The following is a 14,766-nucleotide window of genomic DNA, read 5'->3' on the forward strand; positions in this document are numbered from 1 at the left end:
TGGGTGGGGTACGAGAGGAGTCGTCATGAAAGCCATCCTGTTCGACCGTTTCGGAGGCACGGAAGTGCTGCACGAGGCGGACATCGAGGTCCCGCAGCCCGGCCCCGGGCAGATCCGCGTCCGCGTCAAGGCGGCCGGGCTGAACGCGCTGGACGGCAAGATCCGCTCCGGGGCACTGGAGGCCGTGTTCCCCACGCCGCTTCCCTCCGTCCCCGGTCACGAGCTCGCCGGTGTGGTGGACGCCCTCGGTGAGGGCGTGCGGGACGTGCAGGTGGGTGACGAGGTGCTGGGCTGGTCGGACACCGGCTCGTACGCCGAGTACGCGCTGGCCACCGTCGTGGCCCCCAAGCCCGCCGGCCTCGACTGGCAGCACGCGGTCGCGCTGCCGGTGGCGGGCGAGACGGCCGAGCGGGTCCTGAACCTGCTGGGCGTCACCGCCGGGGAGACCGTGCTGATGCACGGCGCGGCCGGAGCGGTCGGAACCCTGGCGGTCCAGATCGCCACGGCCCGCGGAGCGCGTGTCATCGGCACCGCCGGCCCCACCAACCAGGACTACCTCGCCTCGCTCGGCGCCACCGCGACCCTCTACGGCGAGGGCCTGGTCGAGCGGGTCCGGGCGCTCGCCCCCGACGGCGTGGACGCGGTGTTCGACCTGGCCGGGAAGGGAGCGCTGGAGGACTCCATCGCCCTGCGCGGCGGCACCGAGCGCATCGTCACCATCGCCGACTTCCGCGCGCACCAGCTCGGCATCACTTTCGCCAACGGTCCCCAGGAACGCTCGGCCGCCCGCCTGGCCGCCCTGGCGCAGGACGCCGCGACCGGCAAGGTCGTCACCACCGTCACCGCCTACCCGCTCGACCAGGCCGCCACGGCCCAGCAGGTCAGCGACGCCGGGCATGTCCGGGGCAAGCTCGTCCTCACCCTCGACTGATCACGCCCGCCGCTGCACCACCCCACCCGCCGCTTATCCCGATGACCACCTGTTCATCACCGCACCGAAGGACCATCCATGCTGAATTCCCTGTGGACACCGACCACCGTCGGTGGCATTTCCCTCCCGCACCGCCTGGTCATGGCCCCCATGACCCGTGACCGCTCCACGCCGGAAGGCGTACCGACCGAGCTGAACGCCGAGTACTACGCCCAGCGGGCCTCGCACGCGCTCATCATCACCGAGGGCACCCAGCCGAACGCCGACGGCCAGGGCTATCTCCTCACTCCCGGCATACACAATGACGAGCAGATCGCCGGATGGCGCAAGGTCACCGACGCCGTGCACGCGGCCGACGGCCGGATCGTCATCCAGCTGATGCACACCGGACGCATCGCCCACCCCGACAACACCCCCCACGGGCGCCAGCCGGTCGCCCCTTCGGCGATCCGGCCGCAGGGCACGATGTTCACCGCGTCCGGGCCCCAGGAGATGCCGACACCCCGGGGCCTGTCGACGCAGGAGGTCGCGGCGACCGTCGACGACTTCCGCCGCGCCGCAGCGGCTGCCGTCGCAGCAGGCGCCGACGGCGTGGAGATCCACGGCGCCAACGGCTACCTGGTGCACCAGTTCCTCGCCGACAACACCAACCAGCGCACCGACCGCTACGGCGGTTCCCTCGAGGGCCGCATCCGCTTCGCCGTCGCGGTCGCCGCTGCCGTGGCCGACGAGATCGGTGCCGAGCGCACCGGCCTGCGCATCTCCCCCGGCAATCCGTACAACGACATGGCCGAGTCCGACACCGCCGAGCTGTATCCGGCGCTCCTGCGCGCCCTCAGCCCGCTCGGCCTCGCCTACCTCCACGTGATGCACGCAGGCGACGAGGAATTGCTGGGCACCCTGCGTGAACTGTGGCCGACCACGCTGATCCTCAACCGGGCCGGCACCGACCTGCCCACCCGCGCCAAGGACATCGACCACGGCACGGCCGACCTCGTCTCCGTCGGCGCCCTCGCGCTCGCCAACCCGGACCTCGTCGAGCGGCTACGCTCTGACGCGCCGCTGAACACCCCCGACCCGGCGACCTTCTACGGCGGCGGAGTGGCCGGCTACACCGACTACCCCACCTACACCGTCTGAGGAACCGCATGTCCGTCCCCACACCCCGCATCCCCAGCACGGCCAGCGAGGGGCCGATGAGCTACGCGATCTTTCAGCTCGCCCGTGCTCATCGGGCCCGCGCCGCCGCCATGCTCCGCGAGATGGACCTGCATCCCGGACAGGAACTGCTGCTGATGCAACTGCTGGACCGGGACGGCCAGACCCAGTCCGAGCTGCTCGAAAGCGTCGGCCTGGACCACTCCACGGTCTCGAAGTCTCTGCGCCGCATGCAGGACGCCGGCCTGCTCGTCCGCGAGCCGGCCGAACACGACCGGCGCGTCATGGTCGTCCACCTCACCGAGAAGGGCCGTGCCATGCGCGAGCCCATTGCAACCATGTGGCGAGCCCTGGAGAAGACCTCCGCGCTGAACCTGTCGGCGCAGCAGGCGGAATCCTTCGTCCGCACCGCCTACGCCATCGCCGACGCGATCAACAGCCGCGCTCTTCCGCAAGAAGAGTCCGAGTAACTCCCCTCGGCTCGCACCCCGGTTCCGGCCTGGAGTGCGCATAGTTTCCGGCGTTCCTGCGAAGTGGGCAGTGCTGCAGAGCACTCGGCTCACGAGGCCCGTGCTGAGCGGAGCCAGGCTTCCCGCCTGTCGGAAGAAGCCCGGTGAGCCGAGCCGGTGGATGTGGCGGGACTCCCGCTCACTCCGTACGTCAGGGAGAACGGGGCTGAGCGGGGCCTCAGTGTCAGGGGCAAGCGCGCGTCGTCCCGGTGGAAGCAGGACGGAACTCATTCGGGCGCAGGGTGACACCCCTGCCTGGCCGGCGAGCCCTTCTCCATGCCAACTGGCTGTACATCGAGGACGGACGCATCACCCGCGTCCGGGTCGCCTTCGACCTCCGAAAGCTCCTGCAGGCCGACGGCTCCCACGTCCCGCGGCCACCACTGCTCCGCCCAACCAATCCCCCACCACTGACCTGATGAAAGGTGACACCCCCATGACCACCACCCTCCCCGTCCTCGTCGTCGGCGCGACCGGCTCCCTCGGCGGCAAGGTCGTCGACGAACTGCTCAAGCGCGGCAAGAACGTCCGCGCCCTGGTCCGGCCGACCACCGACGCGAGCAGGCTCGAAAACCGGGGCGTCGAGATCGCCCGCGGCGACATGCTCGACCTCGACTCACTCGTCGCTGCCATGAACGGCGCCGATGCCGTCATCACCACCGCTGCCGGCTACACCCGGGGCGGCAAGAACGCGCAGGACATCGACACCGTCGGTAACGCCAACCTCGCCGAGGCCGCCCATCGCACCGGCATCCGGCGGTTCGTCCTGACCAGCATCCTCACCAGCGACCAGACCCCCCAAGTCCCGCACTTCTGGCACAAGAAGATCGCCGAGGACAAGCTCGAACAGCTCGGCGTCCCGTTCGTCGCGCTGCGCCCGGGGGCATTCCTCGACCAGGTCGCGAGCATGGCGGGCGACCCGGTCGACAAGGGCCGCATGTTGTGGATCGGCAAGGCCACCGTCCCGCTGACCTTCGTCCACACCTCCGATCTCGCGGCATACCTGGCGGCCGCCGTCGACGCCGAGGCCGACAACGGTGAGCGGATTGACATCGGCTGGGACCGTCCGGTCAGCATGCGAGAGGTGGCCGACGTGATGGGCCACCGGGCCGGAAAGAAGATCAAGGTGTGGGCCGTCCCGTCCGCCGTCGCCCGCGCCGCGGGAGCCGTCGCCGGCCGCTTCATGCCCCTGATCAAGGACATGGCCGCGATGTTCCGCTGGTTCGAGACCGGGCGCTACGTCGCCGACCCCCGCCGTCAGGAGCAGCTGTTCGGCCCCGTGCCCACGGCCGAGGACGCCCTCGCCCGGTTCACCGATGAGTTGCGCACCGCACAGCACCGGTGACAGACCCGCGTCCTATTCTCGCGGCCTGGCGGCCTGACCAGGACGCCTCGGGCCCATCCCTCCTGGTCGAACCGCTCCACAACCGTTCCGGCCGAGCGAACGGGGGGACGGCGGGGGCGCTCAGGCTTCCCCTCGGGATGAGGGGCCCGAAGCCTTGCGATCGCGGGGCTTCACCGGTGTCCTCCATTGACGATCAGATGTCCGCAACTGACTGCGGGATTCGCTGGATGTCGACAGAAGATCGAGAGGTGCTGCGGCGACCAGTCGCTGCGGGCCGCAGGGTGGCGACCCTGCGGGTCGTCCTCGATGAGTAAGGAATTGGCATGGGCAAGCGTGCAGCGTCCGCAGCCGCCGCCACTACGGCGATGCGAGCGGTTGTCGTCACTCAGCCCGGCGGCCTGGATGCCCTTCACGTCACCACGGTGCCGATGCCCGAGCCGCAGCCCGGGTGGGTGCGCATCAAGGTGAAGGCGTTCGGCGTCAACGAGTCCGAGGTCACCACCCGAAAGGGCGAGTCAGACTCGGAGGTCACCTACCCGCGCATCCCCGGCATCGAGGGCGTCGGTGTGGTCGACCAGGCCGACGAGGACAGCGGGCTGCGCCCGGGGCAGCAGGTGGCGACCATGATGGGCGGCATGGGCCGGTCCTTCGACGGCTCGTATGCGCAGTACGTGACCGTCCCCGCGGGGCAGGTCATCCCGTTCGAGACCGGCCTCCCGTGGGAAGTGGTCGGCGCACTGCCGGAGATGTTCCAGACCGCCTACGGTTCTATCGCCACGGGCCTCGGTCTGCAGGCGGGGCAGACGCTACTGATCCGCGGCGGCACCTCCACGGTCGGGCTGAGCGCGGCCACGATCGCGAAGGACCTCGGAGCCACCGTGCTGTCCACCACTCGCAGCCCGGACCGGGCCGGGGAACTGCGGGCCATCGGTGTCGACCATCCCCTGGTCGACAACGGCGCCATCGCCGACCAGGTGCGCGAGCTGATGCCGGACGGAGTCGACGCCGTACTGGAACTGGTGGGCTGCTCGGCCCTCGCCGACACCTTCCGCACCGTCCGCAGTCACGGCACCGTCTGCTTCACAGGAGCCCTGGCGGGCCAGTGGACGATCCCCGACTTCACCCCGTTCATGATCCCCAACGGGGTGCGGCTGACCAGCTACGCGGGCGGGGCCACCGACCTGCCGGCGCAGGTCTTCCAGCAGCAACTGCAAGCCATCGCCGCCGGACGGCTCAAGGCCCCGGTCGCGAAGGTCTACCACGGCCTGCGGCAGGTGCGCGATGCCCAGGCCGACGTCGAGGCCGGCACGACGCCGGGCAAGCACGTGGTGCTGCTCGACGACTGAGAAACACACCCATCCGCCGCCGGTCGCAGCCGGCCGGCAGCGGCATGCACGAAAAGGAGACTGTCATGGGCGTCAACAAGGAAGAAATCAGCAAGACCATCCTGGAACTGGAGAAGTCCTTCAACGAGCGGTGGAGCGTCGGCGACAACCGCGGCTACCTCGACAACTACGCCGAGGAGATCAGCTACTTCGACCCCATCGAAAAGGACCTGGTCGTCGGCCGTGACGCGACCGTCGCCCACATCGAGGCGATCTACTCCAACCCGCACATCGTGCGCAACGAGTACCTCAACCCCGTCGTGCACGTCAGCGACGACGGTGACTTCGCCGTCCTGGCCTACAACCTGAACACCTTCGTGCTCGACGACAACGGCAACGAGCGGCAGCTGCGCGCCTGGAACGCCACCGAGGCGTACCGGCTGATCGACGGCCAGTGGCGCATCGTGCACTCCAACTGGGCGTTCGCCCAGACCGCGACAGGCGCGATCGCGTCCTGACCGGGGATCCGAGATGACGCACCCCGGCCAGTGAGCGGTCGATCGACGGCGGCGGCCGACCCGGCCCATGTTCCGGACGCGATCAAGGCCGTGGCGGCCGGGCGGGTGCGAACTTGTGCCGCGCCCGCCTCACATGCCGGTCCTGGCTTCGCGGGCCGCGAAGGCGGCCGGGGTGAGACGGGTGTGGCCACGGAAGAAGCGGCCGAAGTTCGCGGGATCGGTGAACCCGAGATGGACGGCCACAGCCCGGGCGTCCCAACCGGCACCTCTCAGCAGGCGCCGGGCTTCGAGCAGCCGCCGCTCGTCGATGACTTCACGCACCCCCTTGCCGGTGGCGTCCCGGGCCGCGCGGCTGAGGGTGCGAACCGAACAGCCGAGCAGCCCGGCATAGTCCGCAGCCCGGTGCAGTTCCCGGAAGTGCAGCTCCAGGGCGTCCACGAACCGTGCGTACATGTCTCGGCGGCCCGTACCGCCCGCCGCCGTGCCGGTGGGGGTGACATCGGGGGAGTTGGCGAGGCGCAGCAGCAGCGATTCGAGCAGGCTGCGCCGCAGGGCGTGGTGGACATCGAGCCGGCGGCGCCCCAGTGCACGGTGCTCGTCCAGGAGCTGGAGCGCCGTCTGCCGCAGCCAGGCCGCGTCATCGGGGTGCGGGTTCAGTACGGCAGGGGCCTCGTGCGCGGTGAGCGGGGCCAGCAGGCGGGCGGCGTCGGACGTCAGCACGTCCGGCTCGAACAGGATGAACAAGCCGCGGACGGCACCCGGCGGATGCCAGCACTGCGCGTGCCCGGGACGCACCCACAGCCACTGGCCGCGTGCGACGGTCCGCGTGACGTGGTCGACATCGTGGAGCAGCTCACCCTCGGTCACCAGGATCAGGTAGTGGAAGGTGGCGCGGCCCGGACGAGGCGGATTCCACGGCCAGTCGTCGTGCTCGGCGAAGAAGTCCTCGACGGTGCTCACCTCAAGGCCGTACGGAGTGCCGACCGGGGGCTGGAAACCGTACAGCGGAACCGCGGCCTGCTCGCTGCGTCCGACGCGTGGAGAACGCCCGGGGTGTCGCTTGTCGACCATCACGTGTCCGCAGTTTACCGCCCGTTCCGCCCGCGTCGCTGGAAAGGATGGGGCGTGACGTCCGCGTCCTTGGCCTACGCCCTGCCCGCTACCACCCGAGGAAGGAAACACTCATGAACGGATCGACCCTGCAGACGTTCGCCGCCGAGTGCGCGGAGGAACTTGCCGGAGCGCAGCTGGAGCATCCCTTCGGCCCGGACTGGGAGGTCTTCAAGGTACGAGGCAAGGTGTTCATGCTGATGACCGAGGTCCCCGGGCGCCCCGTCGTGATCCTGAAGGCGGACCCCGGCGAGGCCCAGGCTCTCCGGGAAAACAACAGCCACATCACCCCCGGCTACCACATGAACAAGAAACACTGGATCACGCTGGAGGGCGGGACAGGCGTCTACAAGGAGCTCGTCAGGGAGCTCGTCACCGACTCCTACCTGCTCGTCGTCGCCCACCTGCCCAAGGCTGTGCAGCCCGTAGACCCGCACACCTACGGCACCAGCACGCAGGCGGCCCGGTGAGCGCGGCCGGTGACCGCCTCCAGGACCCCGCCCGCAAGGCGGCCCTCGCCCTGCCCGACGTCAGCCACGGACGCCCCTTCACCCCCGGACTCGACGTCGTCACCGATGACCCGGACGAACAGATCATCACGGTCAAGTGCGAGCCCGAGCACGCGCGGGCGCTGGAGCGCGGCTACGCCTCGATCGGCCTGGGCGCCATAGGCAGCCGGGCCGGCTACTAGGCCGAGACGCTCCTGGTTCATCGGAACCAGTCGTATGCGGGGCAAGCTGACGCTCGTAGCATTTCCTCGCGGGGCGGCACAAGCGTGCTGGATGATGGGGCGGTGCAGCTCCCCTACGTCTACCGCGTCACCAAGTACGACCCCGCCGACCGTGACGACCACGGGCATTACATCGGCAGGGAGGACACCGTCAGCGATCACGGCGAGGTCGAGGCGGCTTATCTTCAGGCGGTAGCGGCCTTCGCCGGGGACACTGGCGTCGATCACCTGGCCGTACGTGAACCACAGGTCCCGTCCTTCGCGCACTTCGGTGTGGAGCCTGCGGTGGACGGCTTTGGGTTGGACGGGCTTTTCCCTGCCGGCCCTACCGGTTTTCACGATGGGGCAGAAGTACCGCTCGAAGTCGGGCTGCAGTTGGTGCGCGCCATGTTGCGCGACATCGGCGCCTGGTGCCGGCTGGAGGCGGAAGGCGTGTTCGCAGTCCACGTGGGATGGGACCAGTACCTCTACATCAGCAGCAGCCGGCCTTGCGAGGAGGCGTTGGCCCGCACGCGGGAGCGGGGACTGTTCCCGGAACGCCTGGACGCCTCCCCGTACGCCTTCGAGGCCGAGGAGGAAGAGCAGGTCATCCAGCGGCCCGGCGATGACCACTTCTGGGCCGACCTGCACACGGCAGTCGCCACCGGCCGTGCCGGAATCCTGGAAGAGACGTATCTCGAAGGTGCCTCACGATGGCACCACCTCACCATCGACACCATCGACCCCGTTCGCGTTGGACTGGCTCCCCGGGCCCGTCTCGCCGTCTGGCCGCCCCTGTCCACCGACATCGACGCCGTCCTGAGAGCCCTGCCCGCTGACGGCCTCGTCGAAGGCGTGTGGCAGGACGACGACGGCAACATCCGCAGCGCCATCGCCGACGAGGACGCGTTCCCCGAACTGACCGCCCGGATATCCCGTTCCCATGCCGCAGCGCTCCTGTCTGTATATGCGGGTGAATCTGTGCCTCTGTGTACTGCTGTCATGCCCGACAACGACGGAGTCCTACGGGCTCGTTGGCGAACCGAGCCGACGCCGAGCGACCGCGACTGGACACTTCGTCAGCCCCAAGAGTGAGCGCTTCGACCGGTCTGTCTCAGATTGATGGCCGAACGGCCATCGAGTGGCCATCGGTCGTGAGATTCAGCCACTGAATCTGAGATCCCACAGCTGTTGCTGCTCGGGGTTGCTGCGGATGTCAGTCATGCCCCGAACCCTCTGGTCCGGCGCCATCAGCTTCGGCCTGGTCGCTTATCTGAACTAAAACCCGTAGCCGGGCTGTTGCTGGCCCACCTTGACCAGTTCGCCCCAGATGCGATTCGCGCCGGTTCCCGGCTTCACAGAAAACGTGCCGCGACCCGGGACGAGTCGCTGGCGTTCTTCGACGTTACGGACCGCCCGCGAGTCACCGAGCCACTCGTCCGCCGGCGTCGACCTCCGTCGCATACGGAGCAACGGCGTCAGCGCGTGAAGCTGTGCGCGGCACGCGGGAACCCGTCCCGCATCTCGTGCCGTCCGTCACCGGTGCGGCATCCCGGCCCGGCGCCGCAGGCACCTTCTCCGCGTGCCCGGACAGGGAGTACCGGGCCGCATCGGCGACCTGGCGCATTCGTCGCCTGCTGGCCCCTCCTCCCGCACCAAGCCGCAGGTTCCCGGCGATCGCCGAAGCGGCTCCTTGCCACCCGCGCCGTCCAGCTATAGTCTTACGGTCGTAAGTTAAACGATCGTAATTTAAATGAGGCAGGGAGCCTGTCATGGCGACACATCGGCCGGTAGCGCTCGTAACGGGGGCGTCTTCGGGGATCGGTAACACAACCGCTCGCGCCTTCGTCACAGCCGGGTTCGAGGTGATCGGAACCGGACGGAACACCTCGGGACTCACCCCGCCCGCCGGTGTGACCTTCCTCGACCTCGACGTGACCAGTGACGAATCCGTCACCACCGCAGTCCAGGAAGTGATCAAACGGTTCGGACGGATCGACGTCCTCGTCAACAACGCCGGTCTCGGCTCCGCCGGCGCCGCCGAGGAGAACTCCGTCGCCCAGGCCCAGAGCCTCTTCAACCTCAACTTCTTCGGTCTCGTCCGCATGACGAAGGCCGTCCTGCCGCACATGCGCGCCCAGGGCCGTGGACGCATCATCAACCTCTCGTCCGTCCTCGGCGTCATCCCGCAGCCCTACATGGCCCTCTACGTCGCCGCGAAGCACGCCATCGAGGGCTACTCCGAGTCCCTGGACCACGAGGTCCGCGAGCACGGCGTCCGCGTTCTGCTCGTCGAGCCCGGCTACACCCGGACCGCCTTCGACGCCAATGCCGCGCAGCCCGACACCCCGCTGCCGCTGTATGCGGAGCGGCGGCGTGTCTTCGACGAAGTGGTCGCTGCGGCTATGAAGAGCGGCGACGACCCTGCCGTCGTCGCCAAGGAGATTGTCACGGCAGCCACCGCCCCGAAGCCGAAGCTGCGCTACACCGCCGGTCCGCTCGCCTCACGCATCACCACCGCGCGACGCCTCGTCCCCACCGGGATCTTCGACAAGCAGATCCGCAGATTCAACCGGATGCCCGGCTGACGTCGCACCCGGCCCATCGACCTGCAGTGCGCGTGAGAGGCGCGTTCAGCTCTGACCTGACAAGGAGCATCCACATGGGAATCAGCACGGAAGCACAGCAGTTCGCGCAGTTCCTCGAAAGCGTGCGCGCGAAGGCGTCGACACCGGGCCTCGACCTGGCCGTCGTCCGCGACATCGTCGACACGCATGCTTCGGCATCGACCGAGCCGGAAGGCGTCACCTACGCCGACGTGGACGCGGACGGCGTCCCCGCCCTGTGGGCCATCCCCGAGGGCGCCGATCCCGACAAGGCGCTGCTCCACTTCCACTTCGGTGGATCGGTCGCCGCCTCGATCACATCGGATCGCAAGGCCGCCGGCCACATTGCCAAGGCGGCCGGAGCCCGCTCACTCGTCGTGGGCTTCCGCCTGGCGCCCGAGCACCCCCACCCGGCGCAGATCGACGACGCCGAAACCGCCTACCGGTGGCTGCTCGCACAGGGCTACGAGCCGCGGAACATCGGCAGCACCGGCCACTCCATCGGAGGCACCCTCGCGGTCGCGCTGCCGCTGCGCCTGCTCGCCAGGGGCGAGGCCGCCCCTGGGGCGATCATCAGCATCTCGCCCTGGACCGACCTCACCATCAGCAACCCGAAGGTGGACGAGAACGAGGAACTCGACAAGATGCTCAGCCGGGACATCCTCGAGCAGTTCCGAGCGGCTTGGCTGCAGGACCCCGGCGTGGACTTCACCGACCCCGACATCAGCATCCTCAACGCCGACCTGACCGGCCTGCCGCCCACGGCCCTCCACTACGGAGAGTACGAGGCGCTTGCCGGCGAGGGCGCCGACTTCGGCCGCCGACTCGCCGACTTCAAGATCCTCTCCGAGGTCCGCCCACTGCCCGAGGGGCAGCACTCGTTCATCCTGGGCGCGGGGCGCGTGCCCGAGGTGGACCGGGCGATCGAGCAGATGGGTCAGTGGCTTCGACGGCACCTCGGCAGCTGATGCGGGGGCCGGCCCGACATGCGCATCGTCCGCCGAAAGGCAATCAAAAAGATCACACAAAGGGATGGCTGACATGAAGGCATTCATCGTCGAGAAGTACGGCAAGGACGGCCTACGCGCCGCAGACGTTCCCGAGCCCACCGTAGGCGACGGCGACGTCCTGGTTCGAGTGAGCGCCACCAGCATCAACCCGCTGGATAAAATGGTCCGCAACGGGGAGTTCAAACGACTCCTGACGTACAAGCTTCCGTTCGTGCTCGGCCACGACGTCGCCGGCATTGTGACGCAGGTCGGGTCGGCCGTGCGCGACGTAAAAGTCGGCGCCGAGGTCTACGCACGTCCCCGCGACCTGCGGATCGGAGGCTTCGCCGAGTTCATTGCGATCGACCAGGACGACGTCTCACCCAAGCCGGAGTCACTCACCCTCCGCGAGGCGGCCGCGGTGCCGCTGGTGGCCCTGGCAGCCTGGCAGATCCTCGTCGACCACGCCCACGTGAAGCCGGGCCAGAAGGTGCTCATCCATGCCGGTGCCGGCGGACTTGGATCGACCGCCATCCAGCTCGCCAAGCACCTCGGCGCCACAGTGGCGACGACCGCGAAAACTGATTCCGAGAAGCTGGTCAGGAGCCTCGGCGCCGACATCGTCGTCGACTACACCAAGGAGGACTTCTCGCAGGTGCTGTCCGGCTACGACCTGGTGCTGGACTCGGTGGGTGGAGTCAACCTCGAGAAATCGCTGACCGTGCTGAAGCCCGGCGGCCTGGCCATCAGTGTCGTCGGCCCGCCGGACGCCGCGTTCGCCAAGCAGCTCGGCGCCCCATCCCTCCTCGGTCTGGTCATGGACATGCTCAGTCGCAAGATCCGCAAGCAGGCCAAGGCCCTGGGCGTGCGCTACCAGTTCTTCTTCATGCAGGCGAACGGCGCCCAGCTGCACGAGCTCGCCGCCCTCTACGACAACGGACAGCTCCGCCCGGTCATTGACCGAACGTTCCCCTTCGACCAGACACTCGAAGCGATGGCGCACGTCGAGCAGGGCCGCACCACGGCCGGAAAGGTCGTGATCTCGATGGCGCCCGACAACGACTGAATCGGGCCGGCCGCAGAGAAGGCGTGTCGGTACTCCTATACACCATCGGCACATCATTGGAGTACGTTCGCAATCCAATACGATGGCGAAGCGCGGGTGACCTTTCCGGCGCACAAAGGAGCAAGCGCGTGGCGCGTTACGGGAAAGAGCACAAGCAGGCGACGAGGCAGCGGATCATCGAGACCGCCGGCCGCCGGTTCAAGCGGGACGGTATCGACGGCTCGGGCATCTCGACGCTGATGGCGGACGCCGGACTGACCAACGGCGCCTTCTACGCCCACTTCGCATCCAAGGACGACCTCGTGGCCACCGCGGTCGCGGACCAGTTGCGCACCCAGTACGCGAACGTCATCGAGCAGGCGGCCCCCGGCATCGCCGGAGTCGAGCAGATCGTACGGTGGTATCTGTCGCCCCAGCACCGCGACAGTCCCGACGACGGCTGCCCCTCCGCGGCACTCCTCGACGAGATCGGGCGCTGCGCGGACGAGACCAAGCAGGCGTACACCGACGGCGTGCTCGCCGTCATCGACGGTATCACCGCTCGCCTGGCGCCCGCCGATCCGCGCTCGGTGCACACGAAGACCCTCAGCGTCTACGCCATGATGGTCGGAACGCTGCAGCTCTCCCGCGCCCTGACCGACCGGCGACTCTCCGACGAACTCCTCGACGAGGGCATCCGCAACGCCCTCACTCTGCTCGGCGTACAGGCGTCCCGCTGACGCGCCGCAGAACCACCCGGCAGCCTCGACGAGCCGCTCCACACCACGCCCCGGCCGGGTGGTTTCGTAGGCGAGAGCGAGCAACGTTTGTCGACGGTCCTGGACGGCACTCAGCGATCAGACGGCTCGAAAATCGCGCCTGGACCCAGGACGACCACCTCACGCTCCGTCAGAAACAGCGTCGAACGAGCGTCAAGACATTTACCGAACCCGTCCCTCACGGAGTTGAGGCAGAGCGTTCTCGACCCACGCCCCCGCTGCGAAACCGCAGGTGAGGCACGAGGCAGGAACCTGCAGCACGCTCCACGCGGTGGACCTACGGAAACATGTCGACACGTCCCGCCCGCAACCTGGGGAATTGAAAATCACCAGGTCAGAGGCCCTTTGCTGCGGGCTCAAGAATAGCCACGCACTCCACGTGCGACGTCATCGGAAACAGATCAAACGCCCGAAGCGTCCGCACCCGATACCCCCCGTCCCGGAAATACCCCAAGTCCCGCGCCAGCGCCGCCGGATCGCAAGCCACATACGCGATCCGCCGCGCGCCGAGCGACGACAGATGCTCGACCGTCTTCCGCCCAGCCCCCGCCCGCGGCGGATCAAGCACGATCAGGTCGACCTCCGTGATGCCCGTACGCGGCAACACACTCTCGACCTTGCCCTGCTCGATACGCACGCGGTCGAAGTCCGCGAGATTGTGCCGGGCGTCCTCCACCGCACGCTTGGTGGACTCGATGCCGAGGACCGCGCCCTGGTCGCCGACCCGGTCGGCGAGGGCGCCCGCGAAGAGGCCTACGCCGCAGTACAGGTCGAGGGCCATGTCGCCCTTGCGCGGCAGCAGGCCCTGCATGACCGCGGTCACCAGGGTGTCGGCCGACTTCGGGTGGACCTGCCAGAAGCCGCCGTTGCCGACCCGGTGGGTCCGGCCGTCCGCGCGTTCGCGGACGAAGGGGCGGCCGTGGACGCGGTGGACACCGCCGTCGCGCTCGTCCACCCGCAGAACGGACACGGGGCGGTCCAGTTCGACCAGCGGCAGACGCGCGCCCGGCTTCGGCGTCAGGACCACCTGGCGGTCCTGCGACCCCGTCGCCGCGATCGCCTCGACGGAGTCCATGCCGGTCCAGTCGCGCTTCTCGATGCCCAGCTCGCTGACCTCCTCGGCGGCGATCATGCAGTGGTCGATCGGCTCGACCTCGTGGGAGCGGTGCCGACGCAGGCCCGCCCGGCCGTCGGCGGTGACGGCGTACTGGACGCGGGTGCGCCACGCGGGGACCTGGCCCGCGGGCAGCTTGTCGCCCTCGGCGGGCAGCACCGTGCCGTCCCAGCCGGCCTCCTCCGGCGTGAGCCCGGCGAGCCGCTGGAGCTGTTCGGCGATGACGTCGGCCTTCAGGCGCCGCTGCGCGCCCGGCTTGGCGTGCTGCCAGTCGCAGCCGCCGCAGCGGCCGGGGCCGGCGAACGGACAGGGCACGTCGATCCGGTCCTTGGAGGCGTCCAGGATGTCGATCGCGTCGGCGCGCAGGAACCGGGCGCCCTCCTCGCCGTCCGTCACCCGCGCCACGACCCGCTCACCGGGCAGCGCGTGCCGGACGAACAGCACCTGGCCCTCGGACGTACGGGCGATGCAGTGGCCGCCGTGGGCGACGGGGCCGACCTCGACCTCGTACTCCTCCCCCACCAGCGACTTCCTCGGTTCTGCCTGCATGGCGGGGTGACTCCAAAAGCGTGAGGGGAAACGATCAAAGGGACGCGGCCGAACGGAACGGCCGGACAACAGCCCACCA

15 protein-coding genes are annotated in these 14,766 nt (G+C 68.9%); 13 read left to right on the top strand and 2 right to left on the bottom strand.

Annotated features, from left to right (window positions below; translation table 11 throughout):
- Positions 1 to 25 precede the first annotated feature (25 nt).
- From ACFT32_RS38460 to ACFT32_RS38485, 6 genes are all read left to right on the top strand, one after another.
- Positions 26 to 931, top strand: a complete 906-nt coding sequence (locus tag ACFT32_RS38460) for an NADP-dependent oxidoreductase (protein ID WP_382498451.1) — start codon at positions 26 to 28, stop codon at positions 929 to 931.
- 78 nt (positions 932 to 1,009) lie between these two features.
- Positions 1,010 to 2,071 carry an alkene reductase gene (locus ACFT32_RS38465; RefSeq protein ID WP_382498453.1) on the top strand — a complete coding sequence of 354 codons (1,062 nt, stop codon included), beginning with the start codon at positions 1,010 to 1,012 and terminating at the stop codon, positions 2,069 to 2,071.
- Between the two features lie 8 nt (positions 2,072 to 2,079).
- On the top strand, positions 2,080 to 2,559 hold the full coding sequence (locus ACFT32_RS38470; protein WP_382498456.1) for a MarR family winged helix-turn-helix transcriptional regulator: 480 nt from the start codon (positions 2,080 to 2,082) through the stop codon (positions 2,557 to 2,559).
- Between the two features lie 475 nt (positions 2,560 to 3,034).
- Complete coding sequence (locus tag ACFT32_RS38475) at positions 3,035 to 3,943, top strand: SDR family oxidoreductase (RefSeq protein WP_382498458.1); 909 nt, start codon at positions 3,035 to 3,037, stop codon at positions 3,941 to 3,943.
- A gap of 365 nt (positions 3,944 to 4,308) precedes the next feature.
- The gene (locus ACFT32_RS38480; RefSeq protein WP_382498691.1) at positions 4,309 to 5,289 is read left to right on the top strand and encodes an alcohol dehydrogenase catalytic domain-containing protein; all 981 of its coding nucleotides are present in this window, start codon (positions 4,309 to 4,311) and stop codon (positions 5,287 to 5,289) included.
- A gap of 65 nt (positions 5,290 to 5,354) precedes the next feature.
- Positions 5,355 to 5,786 (top strand): YybH family protein, encoded by a 432-nt coding sequence (locus tag ACFT32_RS38485; RefSeq protein ID WP_382498459.1) that lies wholly within the window; start codon positions 5,355 to 5,357, stop codon positions 5,784 to 5,786.
- Positions 5,787 to 5,915: 129 nt separating this feature from the next.
- On the opposite strand, the gene ACFT32_RS38490 is transcribed toward ACFT32_RS38485, so the two are convergent.
- Positions 5,916 to 6,860 (bottom strand): helix-turn-helix domain-containing protein, encoded by a 945-nt coding sequence (locus tag ACFT32_RS38490; protein ID WP_382498461.1) that lies wholly within the window; start codon positions 6,858 to 6,860, stop codon positions 5,916 to 5,918.
- Positions 6,861 to 6,970: 110 nt separating this feature from the next.
- On the opposite strand from ACFT32_RS38490, the gene ACFT32_RS38495 reads away from it, so the two are divergent.
- The 7 genes from ACFT32_RS38495 to ACFT32_RS38525 all read left to right on the top strand — a co-directional run bounded on the left by ACFT32_RS38495 (position 6,971) and on the right by ACFT32_RS38525 (position 12,985).
- On the top strand, positions 6,971 to 7,366 hold the full coding sequence (locus ACFT32_RS38495) for an MmcQ/YjbR family DNA-binding protein (protein ID WP_382498464.1): 396 nt from the start codon (positions 6,971 to 6,973) through the stop codon (positions 7,364 to 7,366).
- Positions 7,363 to 7,587 carry a hypothetical protein gene (locus tag ACFT32_RS38500; RefSeq protein ID WP_382498466.1) on the top strand — a complete coding sequence of 75 codons (225 nt, stop codon included), beginning with the start codon at positions 7,363 to 7,365 and terminating at the stop codon, positions 7,585 to 7,587. The genes ACFT32_RS38495 and ACFT32_RS38500 overlap by 4 nt, the downstream gene beginning before the upstream one ends.
- Positions 7,588 to 7,689: 102 nt before the next feature.
- Complete coding sequence (locus ACFT32_RS38505; protein WP_382498469.1) at positions 7,690 to 8,700, top strand: RNA-binding protein; 1,011 nt, start codon at positions 7,690 to 7,692, stop codon at positions 8,698 to 8,700.
- 677 nt (positions 8,701 to 9,377) lie between these two features.
- Positions 9,378 to 10,193: an oxidoreductase gene (locus tag ACFT32_RS38510; protein ID WP_382498472.1), complete on the top strand. Its 816-nt coding sequence runs from the start codon at positions 9,378 to 9,380 to the stop codon at positions 10,191 to 10,193.
- A gap of 74 nt (positions 10,194 to 10,267) precedes the next feature.
- Positions 10,268 to 11,179, top strand: a complete 912-nt coding sequence (locus tag ACFT32_RS38515; RefSeq protein ID WP_382498474.1) for an alpha/beta hydrolase — start codon at positions 10,268 to 10,270, stop codon at positions 11,177 to 11,179.
- Between the two features lie 73 nt (positions 11,180 to 11,252).
- A complete protein-coding gene (locus ACFT32_RS38520; RefSeq protein WP_382498476.1) occupies positions 11,253 to 12,266 on the top strand; it encodes an NADP-dependent oxidoreductase in 1,014 nt (337 codons plus the stop codon).
- A gap of 128 nt (positions 12,267 to 12,394) precedes the next feature.
- On the top strand, positions 12,395 to 12,985 hold the full coding sequence (locus ACFT32_RS38525) for a TetR/AcrR family transcriptional regulator (protein WP_382498478.1): 591 nt from the start codon (positions 12,395 to 12,397) through the stop codon (positions 12,983 to 12,985).
- Between the two features lie 373 nt (positions 12,986 to 13,358).
- Here ACFT32_RS38525 and ACFT32_RS38530 read toward each other — a convergent pair whose 3' ends face one another.
- Positions 13,359 to 14,687, bottom strand: coding sequence for a class I SAM-dependent RNA methyltransferase (locus ACFT32_RS38530; protein ID WP_382498481.1), 1,329 nt, complete (start codon positions 14,685 to 14,687; stop codon positions 13,359 to 13,361).
- Positions 14,688 to 14,766 lie beyond the last annotated feature (79 nt).

Source organism: Streptomyces sp. NPDC057002 (genome assembly GCF_042673825.1).
Lineage (GTDB): Bacteria > Actinomycetota > Actinomycetes > Streptomycetales > Streptomycetaceae > Streptomyces.